The sequence below is a fragment of the Buttiauxella sp. AC038 genome (assembly GCF_979253565.1).
Map to the genome: position 1 here is coordinate 188597 of NZ_CEEDCQ010000001.1, position 22834 is coordinate 211430.

Here is a 22834-nt window from a genome sequence, read left to right on the forward strand (position 1 = left end):
GGGGATTTCACAACTTGCCGCTTTCCTGCAACGCGAAATGCTTCGATAAATGGGGGAGCGATAACAATTACAGTTATTTCCCCCCATTTTTGTAGGTCGGATAAGCGAAGCGTCATCCGACGCTTCTATATCACTTTCCCCAACCGCTATTCTCAGCAGTAAACCCTACCGCTTCCATAAACGCATTCATCACATCGCGGTCTTCTACTCCCGCGTCGCTCATCCACCAATCGGTGATGTCAGGATTATCACGAATTACTTCTTCGACCAGATACTGCCCAACGCCACGGCGACGGGTGATTTCACGTACCCGCAGCGAATCCAGCGCGGCTTCATTGCCCGTGAGCGTAACCCGCATCGCTCCGAGCAGTCGGTCATTAAATTTTGCAGCGTAAATTCTGTGAGTATCAGTCAAAGCAAGCGAAGCGCTGGAGTATTCCGGCCAGATCTTAGCAAGATCAATCTCATCCTGAGCACTACACTCAAACAGACGAATGATGGTGAGTTTCATAAGCGAGCTAACCAAAAAGCGGGAAAACCCCGAGTGTAACCAATTTATTTGCGCCAGACGCTTTATCTTTTATCTGTCATATACCAGACGATTAATTTTTACGGCAAACGTATGCCAGTTCGATAAGCGGTAGATTGAAATATGGTCAGTATAAAACCCTAAAACCTAGTGATTTATTCCGCTCTTTGTATCGCTATTTTATGCTGAAAAAGCTGCTTTTTTTTGTTTAACTATGAGCAAATACAGAATAATATCTTTGCTTAATAGCCTGAAAAATAGAGAGTTTAGCTTTAAAAATTGTAAATTTTGGCGCTAAGCCCTTAAAGGCGCTCATAAAAATGGTTAAAGGCTAAAAAACACACAGTGCGTTTTTTGGTCACTATAAAACCACATAATCACGAACAGGAATTGGATCTATGAAAATGAACGCGAAGACATTACTCGCTGGAGTTATTGCGCTGGCGGTGTCTCACGCGGCAACCGCAGCAGACATCAAAGTTGCGGTTGTTGGTGCAATGTCTGGCCCGGTTGCGCAGTGGGGCGATATGGAATTCAACGGCGCGCGCCAGGCAATTAAAGACATCAACGCTAAAGGCGGCATCAAAGGCGACAAACTGGTTGCGGTTGAATACGACGATGCTTGTGACCCGAAACAAGCGGTAGCCGTTGCCAACAAAATCGTTAACGACGGTGTGCGTTATGTCATTGGCCACCTTTGCTCCTCTTCCACTCAGCCTGCGTCTGATATCTACGAAGACGAAGGCATCCTGATGATCACTCCGGGTGCAACGAACCCAGAGCTGACTGCCCGTGGTTACAAAATGATTATGCGTACCGCTGGCCTGGATTCTTCCCAGGGCCCAACGGCGTCAAAATACATTCTCGACACTGTGAAACCGAAGCGCATCGCGGTCATTCATGACAAACAGCAATATGGTGAAGGCCTGGCACGCTCTGTACAAGACGGCTTGAAAAAAGGCGGCGCGAACATCGTCTTCTTCGACGGTATCACTGCGGGCGATAAAGACTTTTCCACGCTGGTTGCGCGTCTGCAAAAAGAAAATATCGACTTCGTTTATTACGGCGGCTACTACCCGGAAATGGGTCAGATTCTGCGCCAGGCCCGTGCTGTTGGCCTGAAAACCCAGTTTATGGGGCCAGAAGGCGTGGGTAACGCATCACTGTCTAACATCGCGGGTGCAGCAGGTGAAGGTATGTTAGTGACCATGCCAAAACGCTATGACCAGGACCCGGCGAACAAAGCTATCGTAGACGAGTTGAAAGCTGAGAAGAAAGATCCGAGCGGCCCGTATGTCTGGATCACTTACGCAGCCGTGCAGTCTCTGGCGACCTCGCTTGAGCGCACGGGTAGTGCAGAACCTGCTGATTTAATCAAAGATTTGAAAGCAAACGGTGCGAAAACCGTGATTGGGCCGCTGAACTGGGATGAGAAAGGCGATCTGAAGGGATTTGATTTTGGTGTCTTCCAGTGGCATGCCGACGGTTCGTCTTCTGTAGCGACGAAATAGTAGCGGCAATTCTGGATCATCCCACCTCCCCGACGGCTATGCGTTGGGGAGGAATAAATAAGGTTATTGTATGTCCGAGCAGTTCCTCTACTTCCTGCAACAGATGTTTAACGGCGTCACGCTGGGCAGTACTTACGCGCTGATTGCTATCGGTTACACCATGGTTTACGGCATTATCGGCATGATCAACTTCGCCCACGGCGAGGTGTATATGATCGGCAGTTACGTCTCGTTTATGATCATCGCAGCGCTGATGATGATGGGCATTGATGTGGGCTGGATGCTGGTGGGTGCAGGTTTCATTGGTGCTATTGTCATCGCCAGTGCCTACGGCTGGAGCATCGAACGTGTTGCTTATAAGCCGGTGCGTAATTCTAAGCGTCTGATTGCACTGATCTCTGCTATCGGGATGTCCATCTTCTTGCAAAACTACGTCAGCCTGACTGAAGGTTCACGTGATATTGCGCTGCCAAGCCTGTTTAACGGCCAGTGGGTCGTCGGTGCTAGCGACAACTTTACCGCAACCATTACCACCATGCAGTTGGTGATTTGGGTGGTGACATTCCTTGCGATGCTGGCGCTGACGCTGTTTATTCGCTACTCCCGCATGGGTCGTGCGTGCCGTGCGTGCGCAGAAGATTTGAAAATGGCGAGCCTGCTCGGAATTAACACCGACCGCGTTATCTCCCTGACCTTCGTGATTGGCGCAGCCATGGCTGCGGTAGCGGGTGTTCTGCTGGGCCAATTCTACGGCGTTATCAACCCATACATCGGTTTTATGGCCGGGATGAAAGCCTTCACCGCAGCGGTTCTTGGCGGTATCGGCAGTATTCCTGGTGCGATGATTGGTGGCCTGATTTTAGGTGTTGCAGAAGCGCTGACCTCCGCGTATCTGAGCACTGAATATAAAGATGTTGTCTCCTTTGCGCTGCTCATCGTGGTTCTGCTGGTTATGCCTACCGGTATCCTGGGTCGCCCGGAGGTAGAAAAAGTATGAAACCGATGCATGTTGTTTTGGCGCTGCTTTCGGCGGCCATATTTTTCGTGCTGGCGGGCGTCTTTATGGGCGTTCAGCTAAGTCTTGATGGCACTAAGCTTGTAGTCCACAGCGCTGAAACGGTGCGCTGGGAATGGGTGTTGATTGGTACGGCGATTGTCTTCGTCTTCCAGTTACTGCGTCCTGCATTCCAGAAAGGCATGAAAAAAGTCTCCGGGCCGAAGTTTGTGCTGCCTGCGTTAGATGGTTCTACGCCGAAACAAAAACTGTTCCTGGCGGCACTGTTGGTGCTCGCGGTTGCGTGGCCGTTTGTGGTGTCACGCGGTACGGTGGATATCGCCACGCTGACCATGATTTATATCATTCTCGGCTTGGGCCTGAACGTGGTTGTCGGTTTGTCTGGCTTGCTGGTTCTGGGTTACGGCGGTTTTTATGCCATCGGCGCTTATACCTTTGCGCTGCTCAACCACTACTACGGTTTAGGGTTCTGGACATGCTTGCCAATCGCCGGCCTGGTGTCTGCGGCGGCAGGTTTCCTGCTCGGTTTCCCGGTGTTGCGTTTACGGGGCGACTACCTTGCGATTGTGACGCTCGGCTTTGGTGAAATCGTCCGTATTTTGCTGCTCAACAACACCGAAATTACCGGTGGCCCGAACGGTATCAGCCAGATCCCAAAACCTACGCTGTTCGGTCTGGAATTCAGCCGCAGCACGCGTGAAGGCGGGTGGGACACCTTCAGCAACTTCTTTAACGTCGCCTATAACCCCGGCGACAGGATTATCTTCCTGTACCTCGTTGCGCTGTTGCTGGTTGTGCTGTCGCTGTTTGTGATTAACCGACTGCTGCGTATGCCGCTGGGCCGTGCGTGGGAAGCGTTGCGTGAAGATGAAATCGCTTGCCGTTCGCTTGGCCTGAACCCAACGCGCATCAAACTGACCGCGTTTACCATCAGCGCCGCGTTTGCAGGCTTTGCCGGTACGCTGTTTGCTGCACGTCAGGGCTTTGTTAGCCCGGAATCCTTCACCTTTGCCGAATCTGCATTCGTACTGGCGATTGTCGTGCTGGGCGGTATGGGCTCGCAATTTGCCGTTATCCTCGCCGCCGTGCTGCTGGTGGTGTCGCGTGAATTGATGCGTGATCTGAACGAATACAGCATGTTGGTACTTGGTGGCTTGATGGTGCTGATGATGATTTGGCGTCCACAAGGCTTGCTGCCAATGTCGCGTCCGCAATTGAAGCTTAAAAAAGAGCAAGTGGAACAAGTGAAAGGAGAGCAGGCATGAGTCAGCCATTGTTATCCGTAAACGGCTTGATGATGCGTTTTGGCGGCCTGCTCGCCGTAAACAATGTTTCTCTGGAACTGCATCCACAAGAAATTGTTTCGTTAATCGGTCCTAACGGTGCCGGTAAAACCACGGTGTTTAACTGCCTGACCGGCTTCTACAAGCCATCAGGCGGTACGATTCTGTTGCGTGATCAGCACCTTGAAGGGCTGCCGGGTCAACAAATTGCACGTATGGGCGTGGTGCGTACTTTCCAACACGTTCGTCTGTTCCGCGAAATGACCGTGATTGAAAACTTGCTGGTTGCTCAGCATATGCAGCTGAAAACGGGTGTGTTCTCAGGTCTTTTGAAAACGCCTGCTTTTCGCCGCTCACAAAGCGAAGCGCTGGACCGCGCTGCAACTTGGCTTGATCGTATTGGCCTACTTGAGCAGGCTAACCGCCAGGCGAGCAACCTGGCGTATGGCGATCAACGCCGCCTTGAGATTGCACGTTGCATGGTGACTCAGCCAGAAATTCTGATGCTTGATGAACCAGCGGCTGGCCTTAACCCGAAAGAAACGCATGAGCTCGATGAATTAATCATGGAGTTACGCAACCATCACAACACCACCGTGCTGTTAATCGAGCACGATATGAAACTGGTGATGGGCATTTCTGACAGGATTTACGTGGTAAACCAGGGAACGCCGCTTGCGAATGGCACGCCGGAGCAAATCCGTAATAACCCTGACGTAATCCGTGCATATTTGGGTGAGGCTTAATATGGAAAATATCATGTTGTCATTTGACCATGTGAGCGCCCACTACGGAAAAATCCAGGCGCTTCATGAGGTCAGTCTGCATATTAAACAGGGCGAAATTGTTACCCTGATTGGCGCGAACGGCGCGGGAAAAACAACGCTGCTCGGCACATTGTGTGGTGATCCGCGCGCTTCCAGCGGCAAAATTACTTTTGATGGCAAAGACATTACCGACTGGCATACCGCGCGCATCATGCGTGAAGCCGTGGCGATCGTGCCTGAAGGCCGCCGCGTGTTTTCTCGCATGACTGTAGAGGAAAACCTGGCGATGGGCGGCTTCTTTGCGGAACGCGACCAGTATCATGAACGCATCCAACGCGTTTACGAACTGTTCCCGCGCCTGCTGGAGCGCCGTATTCAGCGTGCGGGCACTATGTCCGGTGGTGAGCAGCAAATGCTGGCGATTGGCCGTGCATTGATGAGCCAGCCGCGTCTGTTGCTGTTAGATGAACCATCGCTCGGTCTTGCGCCAATTATCATCCAGCAGATTTTCGACACTATCGAACAACTGCGCAGCGAAGGCATGACCATCTTCCTGGTCGAGCAGAACGCCAACCAGGCGTTGAAACTCGCTGATCGCGGCTACGTGCTGGAAAACGGCCACGTGGTGCTGGAAGACACCGGTGATGCGCTTCTGGCTAACGAAGCGGTACGTAGCGCCTACCTCGGCGGCTAGTTTATCGCTTCAAACCTAAGGAGCCTTTTGGCTCCTTTTTTATGACATTTTGCCTCCAGTCATAATTCCTTCACTTCATCGTAACGATCCTGTCACCTCACGGTTATTTTTCTGTCATTCGCGCATGTCATGTTTTGATGCGAACAAAAACGCGTATTTTCGCGCAACTTATTCAACTCAAAATAATTCGAGAGATAAGACATGACTGCATCGTTACGACACACCGCAATTTGCCTTGCGCTAGGATGCGTATTTAGCAGCAGCGCTATCGCCGCCACCTCCATTCCGTTCTGGCATTCAATGGAAGGCGAACTGGGCAAAGAAGTTGATTCACTGGCTCAACGCTTTAACCAGACGCATCCAGACTACAAAATTGTTCCGGTTTATAAAGGTAACTACGAACAAAACCTGGCGGCAGGGATTGCGGCTTTCCGCTCGGGTAATGCGCCAGCTATTTTGCAGGTTTACGAAGTAGGCACTGCGACCATGATGGCCTCGAAAGCTATCAAGCCTGTGTATGAAGTGTTTAACGATGCGGGCATTAAGTTCGACGAATCCCAATTTGTGCCGACGGTTTCCGGTTACTACACCGACGCGAAAACCGGGCATCTGCTTTCCCAGCCTTTCAACAGCTCCACGCCAGTGCTGTATTACAACAAAGATGCCTTTAAGAAAGCTGGCCTCAACCCGGACCAGCCGCCAAAAACCTGGCAGGACCTGGCTGAATACACCGCAAAACTTAAAGCGGCAGGCATGAAATGTGGTTATGCCAGCGGCTGGCAGGGCTGGATTCAAATTGAAAACTTCAGCGCGTGGAACGGCTTGCCGGTTGCGACCAAAAACAACGGTTTTGATGGTACTGACGCCGTGCTGGAATTCAATAAACCAGAGCAGGTGAAACACATCGCTCTGCTGGAAGAGCTGAATAAGAAAGGTGATTTTAGCTACTTTGGCCGTAAAGATGAGTCCACCGAGAAGTTCTACAACGGTGATTGCGCCATCACAACAGCCTCTTCCGGTTCGCTTGCTGATATCCGCCATTACGCCAAATTCAACTACGGCGTGGGCATGATGCCTTACGACTCAACCATTCCGAACGCACCACAAAACGCCATTATCGGTGGGGCAAGTCTGTGGGTTATGCAGGGTAAAGACGCCGCAACATACAAAGGCGTTGCCGAGTTTATGCAGTTCCTTGCTCAGCCAGAAATCGCCGCTGAGTGGCACCAGAAAACAGGTTATCTGCCAATTACCAAAGCGGCTTATGACCTGACGCGCGAACAAGGCTTCTACGAGAAAAATCCAGGTGCTGATATCGCTACGCGCCAGATGATGAACAAGCCGCCATTGCCATTCACCAAAGGTCTGCGTTTGGGCAACATGCCACAGATTCGTACCATTGTAGATGAAGAACTGGAATCGGTATGGACCGGCAAGAAAACCCCTCAACAGGCGTTAGATAGCGCGGTTGAACGTGGAAATCAGCTGCTGCGCCGTTTCGAGCAGTCGACGAAGTCTTAAGTTTTGTTGGTGTCGGATGGCGCTTCGCTTATCCGACCCACGAAAGCCGTTGTAGGGTGGATTAGCGCATGCGACATCCACCATTAATCTCTATAAGAGCAACACTATGTCATCATCTCGTCCGGTGTTTCGTTCCAGCTGGCTTCCGTATGCCCTTGTCCTGCCGCAACTGGTTATCACCATTATCTTTTTCATCTGGCCTGCGGGCGAAGCGCTGTGGTATTCACTCCAGAATGTCGATCCCTTTGGGCTTTCGAGTACTTTTGTCGGGCTGGATAACTTCAAACAGCTTTTCCACGACAGCTACTATCTCGACTCTTTCTACACCACCTTAATTTTCAGTGGATTAGTAGCGGGTAGCGGCCTGCTGGTATCACTGTTTTTCGCCGCCCTGACGGATTACGTGATTCGTGGCAGTCGTATTTACCAAACGCTCATGCTGCTGCCGTATGCGGTGGCCCCGGCGATTGCCGCCGTATTGTGGATCTTCTTGTTTAACCCTGGGCGCGGCCTGCTAACCCACGTTCTTGAGCAGTTTGGTTACCACTGGAACCACGCGCAAAACAGTGGCCAGGCGATGTTCCTCGTGGTGTTTGCTTCGGTCTGGAAGCAAATCAGCTACAACTTCTTGTTCTTCTTTGCCGCCCTGCAGTCGATTCCTCGATCCCTGGTCGAAGCCGCTTCCATTGACGGAGCTGGCCCGGTGCGCCGCTTTTTCAAGTTGTCGCTGCCGTTGATTGCCCCGGTCAGTTTCTTCCTGCTGGTGGTAAACCTGGTCTATGCCTTTTTCGACACCTTTCCGGTTATCGACGCCGCAACAGGCGGTGGGCCAGTGCAGGCGACCACCACGCTTATCTACAAAATTTATCGCGAAGGTTTTGCCGGACTCGATCTCTCCGCGTCGGCCGCGCAATCAGTGGTGTTAATGCTGCTGGTGATCATCCTGACCGTGGTTCAGTTTCGCTTTGTGGAACGTAAGGTACGCTACCAATGATTGAGAACCGCCGTGGGCTGACGATTTTCAGCCACACCATGCTGATTCTGGGCATCATCGTGATTCTGTTCCCGCTGTACGTCGCATTTGTGGCGGCAACGCTTGATAACGAAGCCGTTTTTCAGACGCCAATGACGCTGATTCCGGGCACGCATCTGCTGGAAAACATGGGCTATATCTGGACGCACGGCGTGGGTGCCAACAGTGCGCCATTTGGCCTGATGCTGCTGAACAGTTTTGTCATGGCGATGGTGATTACTGTCGGCAAAATCACAGTTTCCATGCTCTCCGCTTTCGCCATTGTCTGGTTCCGCTTTCCGCTGCGTAACCTGTTCTTCTGGATGATTTTTATCACTCTGATGCTGCCGGTTGAAGTGCGTATTTTCCCGACGGTGGAAGTGATCGCCAATCTCAAAATGCTCGATAGCTACACCGGCCTGACGCTGCCGTTAATGGCATCAGCGACCGCAACCTTCTTGTTCCGCCAGTTCTTTATGACGCTGCCTGACGAGCTTATGGAAGCGGCGCGTATCGACGGTGCATCGCCGATGCGTTTCTTCCGCGACATCGTGCTGCCGCTCTCAAAAACCAACCTCGCGGCGCTGTTCGTCATCACCTTTATCTACGGCTGGAACCAGTATCTGTGGCCGTTGCTGATTATCAGCGACGTTAACCTCGGTACGGCTGTCGCGGGTATTAAAGGGATGATGTCGTCTGGCGAAGGCTCTACACAGTGGAACCAGGTGATGGCGGCGATGCTGCTGACGCTGATTCCGCCGGTAATTATTGTTTTAGCCATGCAACGCGCGTTTGTGCGTGGCCTTGTTGATAGTGAGAAGTAACCCATGGCAGGATTAAAACTACAGGCAGTAAGCAAAAGCTGGGATAACAAAACCCAGGTGATTCAACCGTTAACGCTGGATGTGGCAGACGGCGAATTTATCGTGATGGTTGGCCCGTCGGGCTGCGGCAAATCAACATTGCTGCGTATGGTCGCCGGCCTTGAGCGTGTTACCAGTGGTGATATCTGGATTGATCGCCAGCGCGTCACCGAAATGGAGCCGAAAGAACGCGGCATCGCGATGGTGTTCCAGAACTACGCGCTGTATCCACATATGAGCGTAGAAGAAAACATGGCCTGGGGGCTGAAAATCCGTGGCATGGGCAAAGCACACATCCAGCAGAAAGTGGTGGAAGCGGCCCGAATTCTGGAGCTCGATGGTTTACTTAAACGCCGCCCGCGTGAGCTTTCCGGTGGCCAACGCCAGCGTGTGGCAATGGGGCGCGCGATTGTGCGCGATCCGGCTGTTTTCCTGTTTGATGAACCACTCTCAAACCTTGATGCCAAGCTGCGTGTGCAGATGCGCCTGGAATTACAACAGCTACACCGCCGCCTGAAGACGACCAGTTTGTACGTCACACACGACCAGGTTGAAGCGATGACACTGGCGCAGCGTGTGATGGTGATGAACAAGGGCGTCGCCGAGCAAATCGGCACGCCAGTCGAAGTCTACGAACGCCCGGCAAGCCGCTTTGTGGCGAGTTTTATCGGCTCACCCGCTATGAACTTGCTGGAAGGGAATATCAGTGCTGACGGCTCGCGCTTTGAGCTAGCAGGCGGCATGGCGTTACCACTGGGAAATGCGGCAAACCTGCAACGAGGACGGTCTGTAACCCTGGGTATCCGCCCGGAACATATTGCGCTAAGCTCACAAACCGCAGGCGGAATCCCCTTTATAGTGGACACGCTGGAGATGCTCGGCGCGGATAATTTAGTGCACGGGCGTTGGGGCGAGCAAAAAATGGTGGTGCGCCTGTCGCACCAGGAGCGCCCGCAACCCGGCAGCACGCTTTGGCTGCATCTGCCTGAAAATAATCTACATTTCTTTGATAAAGAAAATGGACAACGTTTATGAGTAACTGGCCATACCCAAAAGTCGCGGCCCATCGTGGCGGCGGAAAACTGGCACCGGAAAACACGCTGGCAGCCATTGATGTTGGTGCGCGCTACGGTCATACCATGATTGAGTTTGATGCCAAACTTTCACAAGACGGGCAAATCTTCCTGCTGCACGACGACACGCTTGAGCGCACCAGTAATGGCTGGGGAATTGCGGGTGATTTGCCGTGGGATAAGCTGCTGAATGTTGATGCCGGAAGCTGGTTTAGCGGTGAGTTTAAAGGCGAGCCATTACCTCTGCTTTCGCAGGTTGCCGCACGCTGTAAACAGCACGGCATGATGGCAAACATCGAAATCAAGCCGTCGACCGGCACCGATACGCAAACCGGGCAAGTTATCGCTCTGGCAGCCATTGAATTATGGCAGGGGCAAACCGCACCGTTGCTGTCTTCGTTTTCTATCGAAGCGCTGGAGGCGGCGCAAAATGCCGTGCCTGAACTCCCACGCGGGTTGTTACTCGATGAATGGCGTGATGACTGGCGGGAACTGACCACCCGACTTGGCTGCGTTTCCATTCACTTGAACCATCAATTGCTTGATGAGTCTCGTGTGAATGAGCTTAAAGCGGCGGGACTGCATATTCTGGTTTATACGGTGAATGCTCCCCAACGAGCAGCAACGCTGCTGCGCTGGGGAGTTGATACCATTTGTACCGACCGTATTGACCAGATTGGCGCTGATTTTACGGCCCAATAGTTTTCAGCGGAATACTCGGCTGTAATGGCGCTGAGTGATTACTTTGGTTAAGCATGCTGCCATTGCTTTTCGGTTGCAGCATGTGATCCTGACTGCTTGTACTGCTACTTCCACTCAACATCCCGCCGTTGTTATTTGGCAACACCTGCTGCGTTCCTACTTCCATCTCATTCGGCAGCGTTTTTTTCACCTTAAAGACGTCCTGCTGGGAATTATTGTTTATCTGCCCTTCCAAATGCTGTTGTTGCATACGCGTCTGCGTTTGTAACTGCTGATTCAACATCCCTTTTTGCTGTATCTGCTGCGTTTGCATCTGCTGCTGCATGCGTTGCTGACTTGGGATCTGGTAATCCGGTTGGTTTGGATTATTCAGGGTATTAATCGGCTGTGCCAAACAGGTCAATGGCAGCACAGCCGCCAGCATGAGTATTTTTTTCATCTTCACTTCCTCCATTTGGGGGATCTACTAAGTTTAATCGTTTTCCGTAGTGACGAAGATTATTTAGGAATTATGGACCAGGCTTTATGGGCGATTGACTCTAAAACCCGTCGCCTTTCACGTTACAGATGCGTTGGCTACGTTCACTCACCCGAATCACTTAGTCCACTAAGCTCATCGGGATTCGTTCGCTTGCCGCCTTCCTGCACCATGGAATCCATAGGGTTTTATAAATATATGGAGAAAACAACGATGAAGCAGTGGAAAAAGATTCGTTTAGAAATTCTGCGCTGGATGACCGTTCCCGCGCTGATGATAGGACTGTGCCTCTGCGTTAGTGCTGCGCCCCCTCCGGTTGCAGCTCCTGTTTCCTACGGTGTGGAAGCGGACGTATATCACCCGGTACGTGCTGAAAATGGCATGGTGGCCTCGCAAGATTCACTCGCAACACAAGTGGGTGTCGATATCCTTAAACAGGGTGGCAACGCGGTAGATGCCGCCGTTGCCGTGGGCTTTGCGCTAGCGGTAACACACCCGCAGGCGGGTAATATTGGTGGCGGCGGCTTTATGATGCTGCGAACCAAAGATGGCAAAACCACCGCCATTGATTTCCGTGAAATGGCGCCAGAAAAAGCCACGCGCGATATGTTCCTCGATGCGCAGGGCAATGCTGACAGCAAAAAATCCCTTACTTCTCATCTTGCTTCAGGCACACCAGGCACAGTGGCAGGCTTCTCAATGGCCCTGGAAAAGTACGGTACTTTGCCGCTCAACAAAGTTATCCAGCCCGCCATCAAACTGGCGCAAGATGGTTTCACAGTGAATGATGCACTGGCGGAAGACCTGAAAGTCTATGGCGCAGAAGTGCTCCCTAATCACCCAAACAGCAAAGCTATTTTCTGGAAAGCTGATGGGGAACCGCTGCAAAAGGGCGACAAACTGGTGCAGACGAACCTCGCCAAAAGCCTGGAGATGATTGCCGAAAATGGCCCTGATGCCTTCTATAAAGGGGCCATTGCCGACCAGATTGCCGATGAAATGGCAAAAAATGGGGGGTTAATTAGCAAGGCCGATCTGGCGAATTACAAGGCTGTCGAACGTGCGCCAATCAGCGGTGACTACCGTGGCTACCAGATTTTCTCTATGCCTCCCCCGTCATCTGGCGGCATTCACATCGTTGAAATCCTTAATATTCTGGAAAACTTTGATCTCGGTAAATATGGTTTCGGCAGTGCCAATGCGATGCAGCTTACCGCTGAAGCTGAAAAATATGCTTATGCGGATCGCTCGGAATACCTCGGTGACCCTGACTTTGTGAAAGTGCCGTGGCAGGCGCTAACTAACAAAGCCTATGCCAAATCACTGGCGGAAAAGATAGACATCAACAAAGCGCGCCCGTCGAGTGAAATCAAACCCGGTAAACTCGCGCCGTATGAAAGTAACCAGACCACTCATTTCTCCGTGGTGGATAAAGATGGCAACGCCGTTGCAGTGACCTATACGCTCAATACTGTATTTGGCACCGGCATTGTTGCAGGCAACACCGGCATTCTGATGAATAACCAAATGGATGACTTCTCGGCTAAACCGGGCGTGCCGAACGTTTATGGGCTGGTCGGTGGCGATGCTAATGCCGTTGGGCCGCATAAACGCCCGCTGTCGTCGATGTCGCCAACTATTGTGGTGAAAGATGGCAAAACCTGGCTGGTTACAGGTAGCCCGGGCGGTAGCCGAATCATCACTACTGTGCTGCAAATGGTGATGAATACCATCGATTATGGAATGAACGTCGCTGAAGCAACTAATGCACCACGTTTCCATCATCAATGGTTGCCTGATGAGTTAAGAGTCGAAAAAGGCTTTAGCCCGGATACACTTAAGCTGCTGAAAGATAAAGGGCAGAACGTCCAGGTGAAAGAGGCGATGGGCAGTACGCAAAGTATTATGGTTGGGCCAGATGGCTCGCTATATGGCGCTTCTGACCCGCGTTCGGTTGATGATCTCGCCGCTGGTTATTAATCAATAACACCACTCCTCCCGCTGGGGAGTGGTGTTTTCACAGACTATTCCTTTCATTACTCATCTCGGCGCTGATAACTCCAGTTGTCTCAAAAAGTTTAATCTTTCGGGAGGATTCGGAGACTTGTTCTTTTGTAGTTTGGTGACATCAGATACTGGAAAAGTTGAGGTAATGATGATCAACCGACGTAATTTCCTGCTGGGAAGTAGTGTGGTTTCAGGCGTGGCGTTGATGGGGTTGTTACCATCGCTGTTTTCCCGCAAAGCTGTTGCGCAGGCACTGGCTGAAAAATTTGAATTCACGCTAACAGATGCCCAGTGGCATCAACGCTTAAGTGACGCGCAATTTTATATTTTGCGCGAAGCGGGCACCGAGCGGCCCTATACCAGCCCATTGAATGATGAGCACCGCAAGGGTGAATTTTCCTGCGCCGGATGCAAGCTTCCCCTTTTTTCTTCAGAGACTAAATTCGACAGCCATACAGGTTGGCCGAGTTTCTGGCAGCCTTTACCCAATGCAGCACTCACCAGCCGGGATATTTCGTTGGGTATGGTGCGCGACGAAGTGCACTGCCGCCGCTGCGGTGGGCATCTCGGGCATGTATTTGATGATGGCCCAAAACCCACGGGCTTGCGCTACTGCATGAATGGGTTGGCGATGATATTTACTCCAAAAGCGGTTTAAGTCAGGCATAACCTGTAAGTGAGTCTCTCCATGAAAATTAACCGAAAAAGTATTCTGTCTCTGCGTAATTACAGCTTAATTGTGGGCCTGGTGGCGGTATCCGCGTTTGCCTTTCAGAGCAGTGCCTGGTCGATGGGAGGAGCTGAACCCGCTGTGGTTATTCCCGCGCCTGCACGCGATGAAGCACCTGGCTCATCACACAGCGAAACTGCGTTGTTCTCTGGTGGCTGCTTCTGGGGAATTCAGGGTGTATTCCAGCACGTTAAAGGTGTGACTAACGCAGTATCTGGCTATGCTGGTGGCGATGCGCAGACCGCGAATTACGATCAGGTTAGTAATGGCGATACGGGCCATGCGGAAACTGTCCAGGTCACTTACGACCCAACTCAGGTGACGTACGGTGAATTGCTGCATATCTTCTTTTCTGTTGGCCATAATCCAACCGAACTAAATAGACAAGGTCCGGATACCGGAACGCAATATCGTTCAGCTGTGTTTCCGATGAATGCGCAGCAGTCCGAAGTGGTGAAAGCGTATATCGCACAACTGAATGGCAGCCATAGTTACAGCAAGCCGATAGTGACGAAAGTGGAAAGTAATGGGCATTTTTATCCGGCGGAGGCTTACCATCAAAACTTCTTAAACGACAATCCGAATCACCCGTACATTGTGGTGAATGATTTGCCGAAAATTAAAGAATTGCAGCAGTACTTTCCACACAACTACCGTGAGCAGGCTGTACTGGTAAAAGAATAAATTAAGCGGGGGAGGTGAACTCCCCCGTGGCCTTTACTGCATGTTCACTTTGTGGCGCGCCATATAATACGCATCCACATACTGCCCATCACGTAACGCGAAGTTTTTGCCTGTGCCTTCAATCTCAAAGCCGAATTTGCGGTAAACCGAGAGTGCAGGTGCATTATCAACAAACACTGTCAGCTCAATACGGTCGATACGCAGCCAGTTATCACACAGGTCGGTCATCGCGGCCATAAGCGCGCTGGCAACGCCTCTGCCTTGATAGTTGCTATCTACGCCCATACCAAATGTCGCGACGTGGCTGCGTCGCGCAGACTGCTCAACCATCAACATAAGCTGGCCAACAACTTTGCCATCAATACATGCGACCAGGTTACGGCTGCCTGGCTTCAGGTCGGCCATCCGATCGATGAACAGTTTTAGCGGAGGATGAGGAATATGTAGCGTGTCACGGTATAGCGCAGGCTGGGCATAAATTTGCTGCAGGGATTCTAAATCTCCGATTTCCGCGTGACGAACTACGATTTCACTCATTCCTTTTATCCTCAATTGGTTAGGTAACCCCTTCAACATTATTGACTTTTTAATTTTCGTCAACTGCCAATTTTTTCTAAAAAAAGTAGACAAGTGCGAATGATAATGATTATTATTGCCATGCGTTCAGGGGAGACCCCTACGGAGACATCCTGAAAGCACGACATTGCTCACATTGCTTCCAGTATTACTTTAGCCAGCTCTGCTGGCTTTTTTTGCCCTGCTTATTTGAAGCTGTAGCTGTGTTGGCTGCACTCACTCACCCGAATCACTTACATAAGTAAGCTCATCGGGATTCGTTCCCTTGCCGCCTTGCTACAACTCCAACTAATTTGGGCAAAACCTTCGATCTTTATTATAAAAACATTGTTTTCGTAGGACGGCTTAGCGCCGCGACATCCGCCAAATACTCAAGTATGGTAATTGCAATTCAAAGTCAAAAAGGACGAAGCAATGACCCTACACTGCGCTTTTATAGGTTTTGGCAAAAGTACCACGCGTTACCACCTCCCTTACGTTCTGGTCCGCAAAGATAAATTCCACGTTGCCCATATTTTCCGCCGCAATGAAAAGCCGGATATCGAGCAGCAGCCGGAATATAACCACATTCATTTCACCAGCGATCTGGACGAAGTGCTGAACGACCCGCAGGTCAAGCTGGTGGTGGTTTGCACCCACGCGGATAGCCACTTTGATTACGCGAAACGCGCGCTGGAAGCAGGCAAAAATGTGCTGGTGGAAAAACCGTTTACCCCAACACTTGCTGAAGCCAAAGAGTTGTTCGAACTGGCGAAAGCCAAAGGGCTGACCGTCACGCCTTACCAGAATCGCCGTTTTGACTCCTGTTTCCTGACGATGAAAAAAGCCATCGAAAGCGGAAAACTTGGCGATATCGTTGAAATTGAAAGTCACTTTGATATGTATCGCCCGGTTGCGGAAACTAAACCAGGGCTGCCGGCAGATGGTGCGTTCTATGGCCTCGGTGTGCATACCATGGACCAAATCATCTCGCTGTTTGGCCGCCCCGATCACGTTGCCTACGATATTCGTAGCGTGCGTAATAAAGCCAACCCGGACGATACCTTTGAAGCGCAGCTTTTCTATGGCGATATGAAAGCCATCGTCAAAACCAGCCATTTAGTCAAAATCGATTACCCGAAATTCCTGGTGCACGGCACCAAAGGCTCGTTCATTAAGTACGGTATCGACCAGCAAGAAACCAGCCTTAAAGCGTACATCATGCCGGGCGAACCGGGCTTTGCGGCAGACAGCAGCGTAGGCGTGCTTGAATATGTCAACGCCGCGGGTGAAACCGTACGCGAAGAGCTGAAACCGGAAGCGGGAGAATACGGGCGTGTATACGACGCGCTGTACGAAACCATTGTTAACGGCAAGCCAAATTACGTCAGAGAAATTGAAGCATTAACCAACCTTGAGATCCTCGAACGTGGTTTCGAGCAAGCTGCACCTTCTACTGTGACCCTCGCTTAACCAGAAATTTAACGCCTCTGACTCATTCACTTTTTTTGAACAGAGGCGTCAATTTTCACCCTCTATGATCATTTCCGATTCGGGTCCACACTTAGCCCATCAAACGAATTGCGGAGAAATGAAGATGATCTTTTTAAGAAAAGCTGAAGAACGTGGTCATGCGAATCATGGTTGGTTGGATAGCTGGCACACCTTCTCATTCGCTAACTATTACGATGCCAATTTCATGGGTTTCTCGGCATTACGTGTGATTAACGAAGACGTAGTGGACGCTGGAGAAGGATTCGGTACCCATCCGCACAAGGACATGGAAATCCTGACCTATGTGCTGGAAGGCGCGGTTGCACACCGGGACAGCATGGGGAATGAAGAGAAGGTTCCTGCGGGTGAGTTCCAGATTATGAGCGCCGGCACCGGGATTACTCACTCCGAGTACAACCCAAGCAAAACTGAGCGCCTGCGTTTGTACCAAATCTGGATCATTCCAGACAAAACTGGCATCACGCCGCGTTACGACCAACGTCGCTTCGATGCACCGCAAGGCCGCCAACTGGTGCTTTCACCGGATGCACGTGAGGGTTCCTTGCTGGTGAATCAGGATATGGAACTGTCGCGTTGGGCGCTGGCGAAAGACGAACAATCTGTTTATCAGATTCCGGCTGAACGCCGTATCTGGATTCAGGTCGTGAAAGGTGATGTGTCGATTAATGGCACTCAGGCCAAAACCAGCGATGCTATCGCCGTGTGGGATGAACAAGCGATTTCGATTCATGCCAATAGTGAAAGTGAGATTCTTTTGTTCGATTTACCTCCAGTCTAATACCCGTCATCCTTCAGGTTGCAGCGGTGTTGGCTACGTAAATTCGCCCCAGTCACTTACTTTAGTAAGCTCCCGGGGACTTATTTCCTTGCCGCCTTGCTGCACCCCGAATGATTTTGGGTATTTAAATGCATAATTACCGGTCACAACCTTCCTCGGAAACAGGGGAAGGTTGTGCTTTGTCCGTGCTAAACTTCGTTGTCGATAGTTAACCCGCACAGCAGGACAATGAAAAAGAAAAGACCGGTATTACAGGACGTTGCAGACCGCGTTGGCATAACCAAAATGACGGTCAGTCGCTTTTTGCGTAACCCTGACCAGGTTTCCGCTGCGTTACAGGTAAAAATTGCCGCAGCCCTTGATGAACTTGGCTATATTCCGAACCGCGCACCAGACATCCTCTCCAATTCTACCAGTCGCGCAATCGGCGTGTTGTTGCCTTCGCTTACCAACCAGGTTTTCGCTGAAGTGCTTCGTGGTATTGAAAACGTTGTCGATGCTTACGGCTACCAGACCATGCTTGCTCACTACGGCTACAAACCGGAGTTGGAAGAAGAGCGTCTGGAATCAATGCTTTCCTGGAATATCGACGGTCTTATCCTTACCGAGCGTACCCATACTCCGCGCACCTTAAAAATGATTGAAGTGGCGGGTATCCCAGTTGTTGAATTGATGGACAGCATTTCGCCGTGCCTGGATATTGCCGTAGGGTTTGATAACTTCGAAGCAGCACGCCAGATGACTGCCGCCATTATTGCGCGTGGCCACCGCCATGTAGCGTATCTCGGTGCACGTCTTGATGAACGTACTGTGATTAAGAAAAAAGGCTATGAGCAGGCGATGAACGATGCCGGCCTTGTGCCATATAGTGTAATGGTCGAAAACTCCTCCTCATATTCCACCGGTATTGAATTGTTCCGTCAGGCCAGGCGTGAATATCCGCAGCTCGACAGCATCTTCTGTACTAACGATGACTTAGCCATCGGTGCGGCATTTGAATGCCAGCGTCAGGGCTTGAGTATTCCAAAAGATATGGCGATTGCCGGTTTCCACGGCCACGATATTGGGCAGGTAATGGAACCGCGTCTTGCCAGCGTACTGACGCCGCGTGAACGTATGGGGCGTATTGGTGCTGAGCGTTTGCTGGCGCGGATACGTGGCGAAACTGTTACGCCGCAGATGTTAGATTTAGGTTTTACTCTCTCTCCCGGCGGTTCAATTTAATTCCCCCGTCATACTTCAAGGTGCAGGTGTGTTAGCTGCACCCGCGCGCCCCAGTCACATAGTTATCTATGTTCCTGGGGACTTACGGCCTTCCTGCACCTCGAATTATTTAGGGGGAATGGCAGTATTTTTTGATTTGGTTCACAATTATACGCTTTGCAAGCTAATGGTTATTGCTTATTGCGCAATCAGCTTAGACAATGTTACCGATAACAGTTACCCGTAACAGTTTTAATATTCCCAAAATAATTCGAGTTGCATCGCGGCGGCAAGAGAAGGAGTTCCGATGAACTTAGTAAACTAAGTGATTCGGACGAGTGAACGCAGCCAACAAAGAGGTAGCTTGAAGAATGAAGGGTATAACAGTCGGAGCTACGCTATGAGCACTACCAACCATGACCACCATATCTACGTCCTGATGGGCGTTTCTGGCAGCGGTAAATCTGCTGTTGCAAGTGAAGTAGCACATCAACTCAAAGCCGCGTTCCTTGACGGTGACTTCCTTCATCCTCGCTGCAATATCATGAAAATGGCATCCGGTGAGCCGCTCAACGATGAAGACCGCAAACCATGGCTGCAAGCGTTAAATGACGCGGCTTTCGCCATGCAACGCACCAATAAAGTCTCCCTCATTGTTTGCTCCGCACTGAAAAAGGTTTATCGCGACCAATTGCGCGACGGTAACCCAAATCTCTCTTTCATCTACATGAAAGGGGATTTTGAAGTCATTGAAAACCGTCTGAAAGCACGTAAAGGTCACTTCTTCAAAACTCAGATGTTGGTCACTCAGTTTGAAACGCTGGAAGAACCAAAAGCTGATGAACCTGATGTTCTGGTGGTGGATATTGACCAAACGCTGGAAGGCGTGGTGGCCAGCACTATTGATGTGATTAATGAAGGCAGTGCGCAGTGAGTACATTAACACTTGTTTTAACAGCAGTAGGTTCGGTTTTACTGCTGCTGTTTTTAGTGATGAAGGCTCGTATGCATGCCTTCGTCGCTTTGATGGTGGTTTCAATTGGTGCAGGGATATTTTCCGGGATGCCGCTCGATAAAATCGCGGCAACCATGGAAAAAGGCATGGGTGGCACACTTGGATTTCTGGCCATCGTCGTCGCACTCGGTGCGATGTTTGGCAAGATTCTTCATGAAACAGGTGCCGTAGACCAGATAGCCGTCAAAATGCTGAAGGCTTTTGGCAAGAGTCGCGCACATTACGCGATTGGCCTCGCGGGTTTGATTTGTGCGCTACCGTTGTTCTTCGAAGTTGCCATTGTTCTGCTGATTAGCGTGGCGTTTTCTATGGCCCGTCATACCGGAACAAACCTGGTCAAATTAGTTATTCCTCTGTTCGCAGGTGTCGCCGCTGCCGCAGCGTTTCTGCTGCCAGGGCCTGCGCCAATGCTGCTCGCCTCCCAGATGCACGCCGACTTTGGCTGGATGATTCTGCTAGGCCTGTGCGCCGCCATTCCAAGTATGATTATCGCCGGGCCGTTGTTTGGTAACTTCATCAGTAAATACGTCGAACTGCATATTCCTGACGACATCACCGAACCGCATCTGGGCGAAGGCAAACTGCCATCGTTCGGCTTCAGCCTGTCGCTTATTCTGCTGCCGCTGGTGCTGGTTGGCATGAAAACCATTGCTGCACGTTTCGTCGAACAGGGTTCCACGCTGTACGAATGGCTTGAGTTTATTGGTCATCCGTTCACCGCGATTCTGGTGGCGTGTCTGGTGGCTATTTATGGCCTGGCATATCGTCAGGGAATGGCGAAAGAAAAGGTCATGGAAATCTGCGGCCACGCGCTGCAACCGGCTGGCATTATCTTGCTGGTTATCGGTGCGGGCGGGGTGTTTAAACAAGTGCTGGTGGATTCTGGCGTTGGCCCTGCACTGGGCGAAGCACTGACGGGTTTAGGTTTGCCCATTGCTTTAACCTGTTTTGTGCTGGCTGCTGCGGTTCGCATTATTCAGGGTTCAGCAACGGTTGCTTGCCTGACCGCCGTTGGTCTTGTGATGCCGGTTATTGAGCAGCTGAACTATAACGGCGCACAAATGGCTGCTTTGTCGATTTGTATCGCGGGTGGTTCTATTGTTGTGAGCCACGTTAACGACGCTGGTTTCTGGTTGTTTGGTAAATTCACTGGTGCAACCGAAGGGCAAACCCTGAAGACCTGGACCATGATGGAAACCATCCTCGGCACCACGGGTGCGGTTGTTGGGATGATTGCGTTCTCGCTGCTGTCTTAAGCATTCGAGGTGGATATCGCTAACGCTAATCCACCCAACAACTGTTTTCCGTAGGTCGGATTAGCGCAGCGACATCCGACATTTACTGGGCGGGCACATCACCGCCCAGCAAAATATCTCTATGACATCAACGGCAAAAGCTGCTGATAAATCTGGCTAAACACTTTACGGCGAGTTTTGTAACGCTCATGGCGTGCCATATCTGGCTTGTGTTGCTGCTCAAGCGGTAACTGCGCAAGCATTGATTGCAAAGGTTTATCTGGTGACATGGCGATTTGAGCCAGACGCGCCGCACCCAACGCTGGGCCAACATCACCTCCCGTACGGTAATCCAGCGTTTGCCCACTAATATCTGCCAGCATTTGCCTCCAGTACGGGCTACGCGCACCGCCTCCGATTAGCGTCACGCTTTGTGGTGTCACTCCACAGGAATGCACCACGTCCATACCTTCAGCCAGCGCATAACCCACCCCCTCAAGCACTGCACGAGCCAACTCTGCCGGGCCATGTTGATGTGTCAGGCCAAAGAAAACCCCTTTTGCCTGAGGATTGTTATGCGGAGTACGCTCGCCGGAAAGATACGGCAGGAACCACACATCGCCTGCTTCCTCATTCGCTTTTTCAGCAGCTGCCAGTAATGCTGGAACGGTATCTAACCCGGTGAGTTTTGCAGCCCAGTCAAGGCAGGATGCGGCGCTTAGCATCACGGACATCAAGTGCCAGCGGTTTGGCAGCGCGTGGCAGAAACTGTGTACGGCGCTTTCAGGCTTACTGCGAAAGCCATCGCTAACGGCAAAGTAAACGCCAGATGTGCCCAGCGACAACATTGTCTGGCCGACATCCATCATGCCTACGCCAACAGCCCCTGCGGCGTTATCCCCACCGCCTGCAACAACTGGCACGGCGGACATATTCCAGGCCTTAGCCACGTCTTCTTTCAGCTTGCCGGTGATTTCACTGCCTTCGAATAATTCAGGCATTTGCTGGCGGCTCAGCTGGCAGGCGTCGAGCATTTTGTCGTTCCAGTCGCGCTTCGCGACATCCAGCCACATGGTGCCTGCCGCATCGGACATATCGCTGGCGAACACACCGGTCATGCGCAAACGCAGGTAATCTTTCGGTAACAGGACTTTATCTATTTGCGCGAAAACCTCAGGCTCATGGCGTTGAACCCATAGCAGCTTCGGCGCAGTAAAACCTGGCATCATCAGGTTGCCGGTAATCTTGCGAGATTCTGGTACGGCGGCTTCCAGCAGCGCACATTCTTCACCGCAGCGGCCATCGTTCCACAAAATCGCCGGGCGTAAAACGTTCTGCTGTTTATCAAGCAGGGTTGCGCCATGCATTTGCCCGGCAATCCCCAGCGCTTTCACGCCCTGAAGAGAATGCTGCTCGCCAAGTGCTTTCATTGCTCTGTCTGTCGCTTGCCACCAGTGCTCTGGATCTTGCTCAGACCACAACGGGTGGGGGCGTGAAACAGTCAGTGTTTCAGTGCGTGATGCCAACACCTCGCCTTGCTCGTCCAACAAAATCGCTTTAACACCCGATGTTCCGAGATCGATTCCTATGTACATACCGACTCCTACTTATATGCCCGTCATACTTCAAGTTTCAGGGGTGAGATCCTTTGCCGCGTTACTCGG

The 22834-nt window shown here is 51.3% G+C and carries 22 protein-coding genes; 18 read left to right on the top strand and 4 right to left on the bottom strand.

What is annotated here, in order from left to right; all coding sequences use genetic code 11:
- Nucleotides 1–130 precede the first annotated feature (130 nt).
- The gene (gene panM / locus AC0IXI_RS00885) at nucleotides 131–511 is read right to left on the bottom strand and encodes an aspartate 1-decarboxylase autocleavage activator PanM (RefSeq protein WP_413499652.1); all 381 of its coding nucleotides are present in this window, start codon (nucleotides 509–511) and stop codon (nucleotides 131–133) included.
- A 416-nt stretch (nucleotides 512–927) separates the two neighbouring features.
- Between panM and livK the strand changes: the two genes are divergently transcribed.
- The 10 genes from livK (at nucleotide 928) to ugpQ (ending at nucleotide 10970) form a co-directional block, all read left to right on the top strand.
- The gene (livK, locus tag AC0IXI_RS00890; protein WP_064514639.1) at nucleotides 928–2040 is read left to right on the top strand and encodes a high-affinity branched-chain amino acid ABC transporter substrate-binding protein LivK; all 1113 of its coding nucleotides are present in this window, start codon (nucleotides 928–930) and stop codon (nucleotides 2038–2040) included.
- Between the two features lie 70 nt (nucleotides 2041–2110).
- Nucleotides 2111–3037, top strand: coding sequence for a high-affinity branched-chain amino acid ABC transporter permease LivH (gene livH, locus AC0IXI_RS00895; RefSeq protein WP_064514637.1), 927 nt, complete (start codon nucleotides 2111–2113; stop codon nucleotides 3035–3037).
- The gene (locus AC0IXI_RS00900) at nucleotides 3034–4320 is read left to right on the top strand and encodes a high-affinity branched-chain amino acid ABC transporter permease LivM (protein ID WP_064514635.1); all 1287 of its coding nucleotides are present in this window, start codon (nucleotides 3034–3036) and stop codon (nucleotides 4318–4320) included. The genes livH and AC0IXI_RS00900 overlap by 4 nt, the downstream gene beginning before the upstream one ends.
- Nucleotides 4317–5084 (top strand): high-affinity branched-chain amino acid ABC transporter ATP-binding protein LivG, encoded by a 768-nt coding sequence (gene livG, locus AC0IXI_RS00905; RefSeq protein ID WP_034460506.1) that lies wholly within the window; start codon nucleotides 4317–4319, stop codon nucleotides 5082–5084. The genes AC0IXI_RS00900 and livG overlap by 4 nt, the downstream gene beginning before the upstream one ends.
- A 1-nt stretch (nucleotide 5085) precedes the next feature.
- A complete protein-coding gene (gene livF / locus AC0IXI_RS00910; RefSeq protein ID WP_034499522.1) occupies nucleotides 5086–5799 on the top strand; it encodes a high-affinity branched-chain amino acid ABC transporter ATP-binding protein LivF in 714 nt (237 codons plus the stop codon).
- Between the two features lie 201 nt (nucleotides 5800–6000).
- On the top strand, nucleotides 6001–7320 hold the full coding sequence (gene ugpB / locus AC0IXI_RS00915; protein ID WP_064514633.1) for a sn-glycerol-3-phosphate ABC transporter substrate-binding protein UgpB: 1320 nt from the start codon (nucleotides 6001–6003) through the stop codon (nucleotides 7318–7320).
- Between the two features lie 106 nt (nucleotides 7321–7426).
- A complete protein-coding gene (gene ugpA, locus AC0IXI_RS00920; RefSeq protein ID WP_064514631.1) occupies nucleotides 7427–8314 on the top strand; it encodes a sn-glycerol-3-phosphate ABC transporter permease UgpA in 888 nt (295 codons plus the stop codon).
- Nucleotides 8311–9156 (top strand): sn-glycerol-3-phosphate ABC transporter permease UgpE, encoded by an 846-nt coding sequence (ugpE, locus tag AC0IXI_RS00925; RefSeq protein WP_471681813.1) that lies wholly within the window; start codon nucleotides 8311–8313, stop codon nucleotides 9154–9156. Before ugpA ends, ugpE begins: the two co-directional genes overlap by 4 nt.
- Nucleotides 9157–9159: 3 nt before the next feature.
- Complete coding sequence (locus AC0IXI_RS00930) at nucleotides 9160–10230, top strand: sn-glycerol-3-phosphate import ATP-binding protein UgpC (RefSeq protein ID WP_471681814.1); 1071 nt, start codon at nucleotides 9160–9162, stop codon at nucleotides 10228–10230.
- Complete coding sequence (gene ugpQ / locus AC0IXI_RS00935) at nucleotides 10227–10970, top strand: glycerophosphodiester phosphodiesterase (RefSeq protein ID WP_064514624.1); 744 nt, start codon at nucleotides 10227–10229, stop codon at nucleotides 10968–10970. Before AC0IXI_RS00930 ends, ugpQ begins: the two co-directional genes overlap by 4 nt.
- Here the strand turns inward: ugpQ and AC0IXI_RS00940 are convergent.
- On the bottom strand, nucleotides 10957–11409 hold the full coding sequence (locus AC0IXI_RS00940; RefSeq protein ID WP_064514621.1) for a DUF2756 family protein: 453 nt from the start codon (nucleotides 11407–11409) through the stop codon (nucleotides 10957–10959). The genes ugpQ and AC0IXI_RS00940 overlap by 14 nt on opposite strands.
- A 252-nt stretch (nucleotides 11410–11661) precedes the next feature.
- Between AC0IXI_RS00940 and ggt the strand changes: the two genes are divergently transcribed.
- The 3 genes from ggt (at nucleotide 11662) to msrA (ending at nucleotide 14869) form a co-directional block, all read left to right on the top strand.
- A complete protein-coding gene (gene ggt, locus AC0IXI_RS00945; protein ID WP_471681815.1) occupies nucleotides 11662–13428 on the top strand; it encodes a gamma-glutamyltransferase in 1767 nt (588 codons plus the stop codon).
- Nucleotides 13429–13600: 172 nt separating this feature from the next.
- Nucleotides 13601–14113, top strand: coding sequence for a peptide-methionine (R)-S-oxide reductase MsrB (msrB, locus tag AC0IXI_RS00950; RefSeq protein WP_471681816.1), 513 nt, complete (start codon nucleotides 13601–13603; stop codon nucleotides 14111–14113).
- 30 nt (nucleotides 14114–14143) lie between these two features.
- A complete protein-coding gene (gene msrA / locus AC0IXI_RS00955) occupies nucleotides 14144–14869 on the top strand; it encodes a peptide-methionine (S)-S-oxide reductase MsrA (RefSeq protein ID WP_471681817.1) in 726 nt (241 codons plus the stop codon).
- A gap of 33 nt (nucleotides 14870–14902) precedes the next feature.
- On the opposite strand, the gene yhhY is transcribed toward msrA, so the two are convergent.
- On the bottom strand, nucleotides 14903–15406 hold the full coding sequence (gene yhhY / locus AC0IXI_RS00960) for an N-acetyltransferase (protein ID WP_134185834.1): 504 nt from the start codon (nucleotides 15404–15406) through the stop codon (nucleotides 14903–14905).
- 453 nt (nucleotides 15407–15859) lie between these two features.
- On the opposite strand from yhhY, the gene AC0IXI_RS00965 reads away from it, so the two are divergent.
- The 5 genes from AC0IXI_RS00965 to gntU all read left to right on the top strand — a co-directional run bounded on the left by AC0IXI_RS00965 (nucleotide 15860) and on the right by gntU (nucleotide 21191).
- Nucleotides 15860–16897, top strand: a complete 1038-nt coding sequence (locus AC0IXI_RS00965) for an oxidoreductase (protein ID WP_471681818.1) — start codon at nucleotides 15860–15862, stop codon at nucleotides 16895–16897.
- A 124-nt stretch (nucleotides 16898–17021) separates the two neighbouring features.
- The gene (locus AC0IXI_RS00970) at nucleotides 17022–17717 is read left to right on the top strand and encodes a pirin family protein (RefSeq protein ID WP_134185830.1); all 696 of its coding nucleotides are present in this window, start codon (nucleotides 17022–17024) and stop codon (nucleotides 17715–17717) included.
- A gap of 228 nt (nucleotides 17718–17945) precedes the next feature.
- Nucleotides 17946–18941 carry a gluconate operon transcriptional repressor GntR gene (gene gntR, locus AC0IXI_RS00975; protein WP_064514609.1) on the top strand — a complete coding sequence of 332 codons (996 nt, stop codon included), beginning with the start codon at nucleotides 17946–17948 and terminating at the stop codon, nucleotides 18939–18941.
- A 379-nt stretch (nucleotides 18942–19320) separates the two neighbouring features.
- Nucleotides 19321–19854, top strand: coding sequence for a gluconokinase (gene gntK, locus AC0IXI_RS00980; protein WP_064514608.1), 534 nt, complete (start codon nucleotides 19321–19323; stop codon nucleotides 19852–19854).
- Entirely contained in the window at nucleotides 19851–21191 is a 1341-nt protein-coding gene (gntU, locus tag AC0IXI_RS00985; RefSeq protein WP_064514606.1) for a gluconate transporter, read from the top strand. Before gntK ends, gntU begins: the two co-directional genes overlap by 4 nt.
- A gap of 119 nt (nucleotides 21192–21310) precedes the next feature.
- Here gntU and xylB read toward each other — a convergent pair whose 3' ends face one another.
- A complete protein-coding gene (xylB, locus tag AC0IXI_RS00990) occupies nucleotides 21311–22765 on the bottom strand; it encodes a xylulokinase (protein ID WP_471681819.1) in 1455 nt (484 codons plus the stop codon).
- Nucleotides 22766–22834 lie beyond the last annotated feature (69 nt).

What these genes read in the sequence shown, in the direction of transcription:
- ugpE (WP_471681813.1), top strand. Translation starts at nt 8,311, where the DNA reads ATGATTGAGAACCGCCGTGGGCTGACGATTTTCAGCCACACCATGCTG.
- livK (WP_064514639.1), top strand. Translation starts at nt 928, where the DNA reads ATGAAAATGAACGCGAAGACATTACTCGCTGGAGTTATTGCGCTGGCG.
- AC0IXI_RS00940 (WP_064514621.1), bottom strand. Translation starts at nt 11,409, where the DNA reads ATGAAAAAAATACTCATGCTGGCGGCTGTGCTGCCATTGACCTGTTTG.
- AC0IXI_RS00930 (WP_471681814.1), top strand. Translation starts at nt 9,160, where the DNA reads ATGGCAGGATTAAAACTACAGGCAGTAAGCAAAAGCTGGGATAACAAA.
- livG (WP_034460506.1), top strand. Translation starts at nt 4,317, where the DNA reads ATGAGTCAGCCATTGTTATCCGTAAACGGCTTGATGATGCGTTTTGGC.
- AC0IXI_RS00900 (WP_064514635.1), top strand. Translation starts at nt 3,034, where the DNA reads ATGAAACCGATGCATGTTGTTTTGGCGCTGCTTTCGGCGGCCATATTT.
- panM (WP_413499652.1), bottom strand. Translation starts at nt 511, where the DNA reads ATGAAACTCACCATCATTCGTCTGTTTGAGTGTAGTGCTCAGGATGAG.
- ugpA (WP_064514631.1), top strand. Translation starts at nt 7,427, where the DNA reads ATGTCATCATCTCGTCCGGTGTTTCGTTCCAGCTGGCTTCCGTATGCC.
- gntK (WP_064514608.1), top strand. Translation starts at nt 19,321, where the DNA reads ATGAGCACTACCAACCATGACCACCATATCTACGTCCTGATGGGCGTT.
- gntR (WP_064514609.1), top strand. Translation starts at nt 17,946, where the DNA reads ATGAAAAAGAAAAGACCGGTATTACAGGACGTTGCAGACCGCGTTGGC.
- AC0IXI_RS00965 (WP_471681818.1), top strand. Translation starts at nt 15,860, where the DNA reads ATGACCCTACACTGCGCTTTTATAGGTTTTGGCAAAAGTACCACGCGT.
- msrA (WP_471681817.1), top strand. Translation starts at nt 14,144, where the DNA reads ATGAAAATTAACCGAAAAAGTATTCTGTCTCTGCGTAATTACAGCTTA.
- ugpB (WP_064514633.1), top strand. Translation starts at nt 6,001, where the DNA reads ATGACTGCATCGTTACGACACACCGCAATTTGCCTTGCGCTAGGATGC.
- livF (WP_034499522.1), top strand. Translation starts at nt 5,086, where the DNA reads ATGGAAAATATCATGTTGTCATTTGACCATGTGAGCGCCCACTACGGA.
- AC0IXI_RS00970 (WP_134185830.1), top strand. Translation starts at nt 17,022, where the DNA reads ATGATCTTTTTAAGAAAAGCTGAAGAACGTGGTCATGCGAATCATGGT.
- msrB (WP_471681816.1), top strand. Translation starts at nt 13,601, where the DNA reads ATGATGATCAACCGACGTAATTTCCTGCTGGGAAGTAGTGTGGTTTCA.
- livH (WP_064514637.1), top strand. Translation starts at nt 2,111, where the DNA reads ATGTCCGAGCAGTTCCTCTACTTCCTGCAACAGATGTTTAACGGCGTC.
- xylB (WP_471681819.1), bottom strand. Translation starts at nt 22,765, where the DNA reads ATGTACATAGGAATCGATCTCGGAACATCGGGTGTTAAAGCGATTTTG.
- yhhY (WP_134185834.1), bottom strand. Translation starts at nt 15,406, where the DNA reads ATGAGTGAAATCGTAGTTCGTCACGCGGAAATCGGAGATTTAGAATCC.
- ugpQ (WP_064514624.1), top strand. Translation starts at nt 10,227, where the DNA reads ATGAGTAACTGGCCATACCCAAAAGTCGCGGCCCATCGTGGCGGCGGA.
- ggt (WP_471681815.1), top strand. Translation starts at nt 11,662, where the DNA reads ATGAAGCAGTGGAAAAAGATTCGTTTAGAAATTCTGCGCTGGATGACC.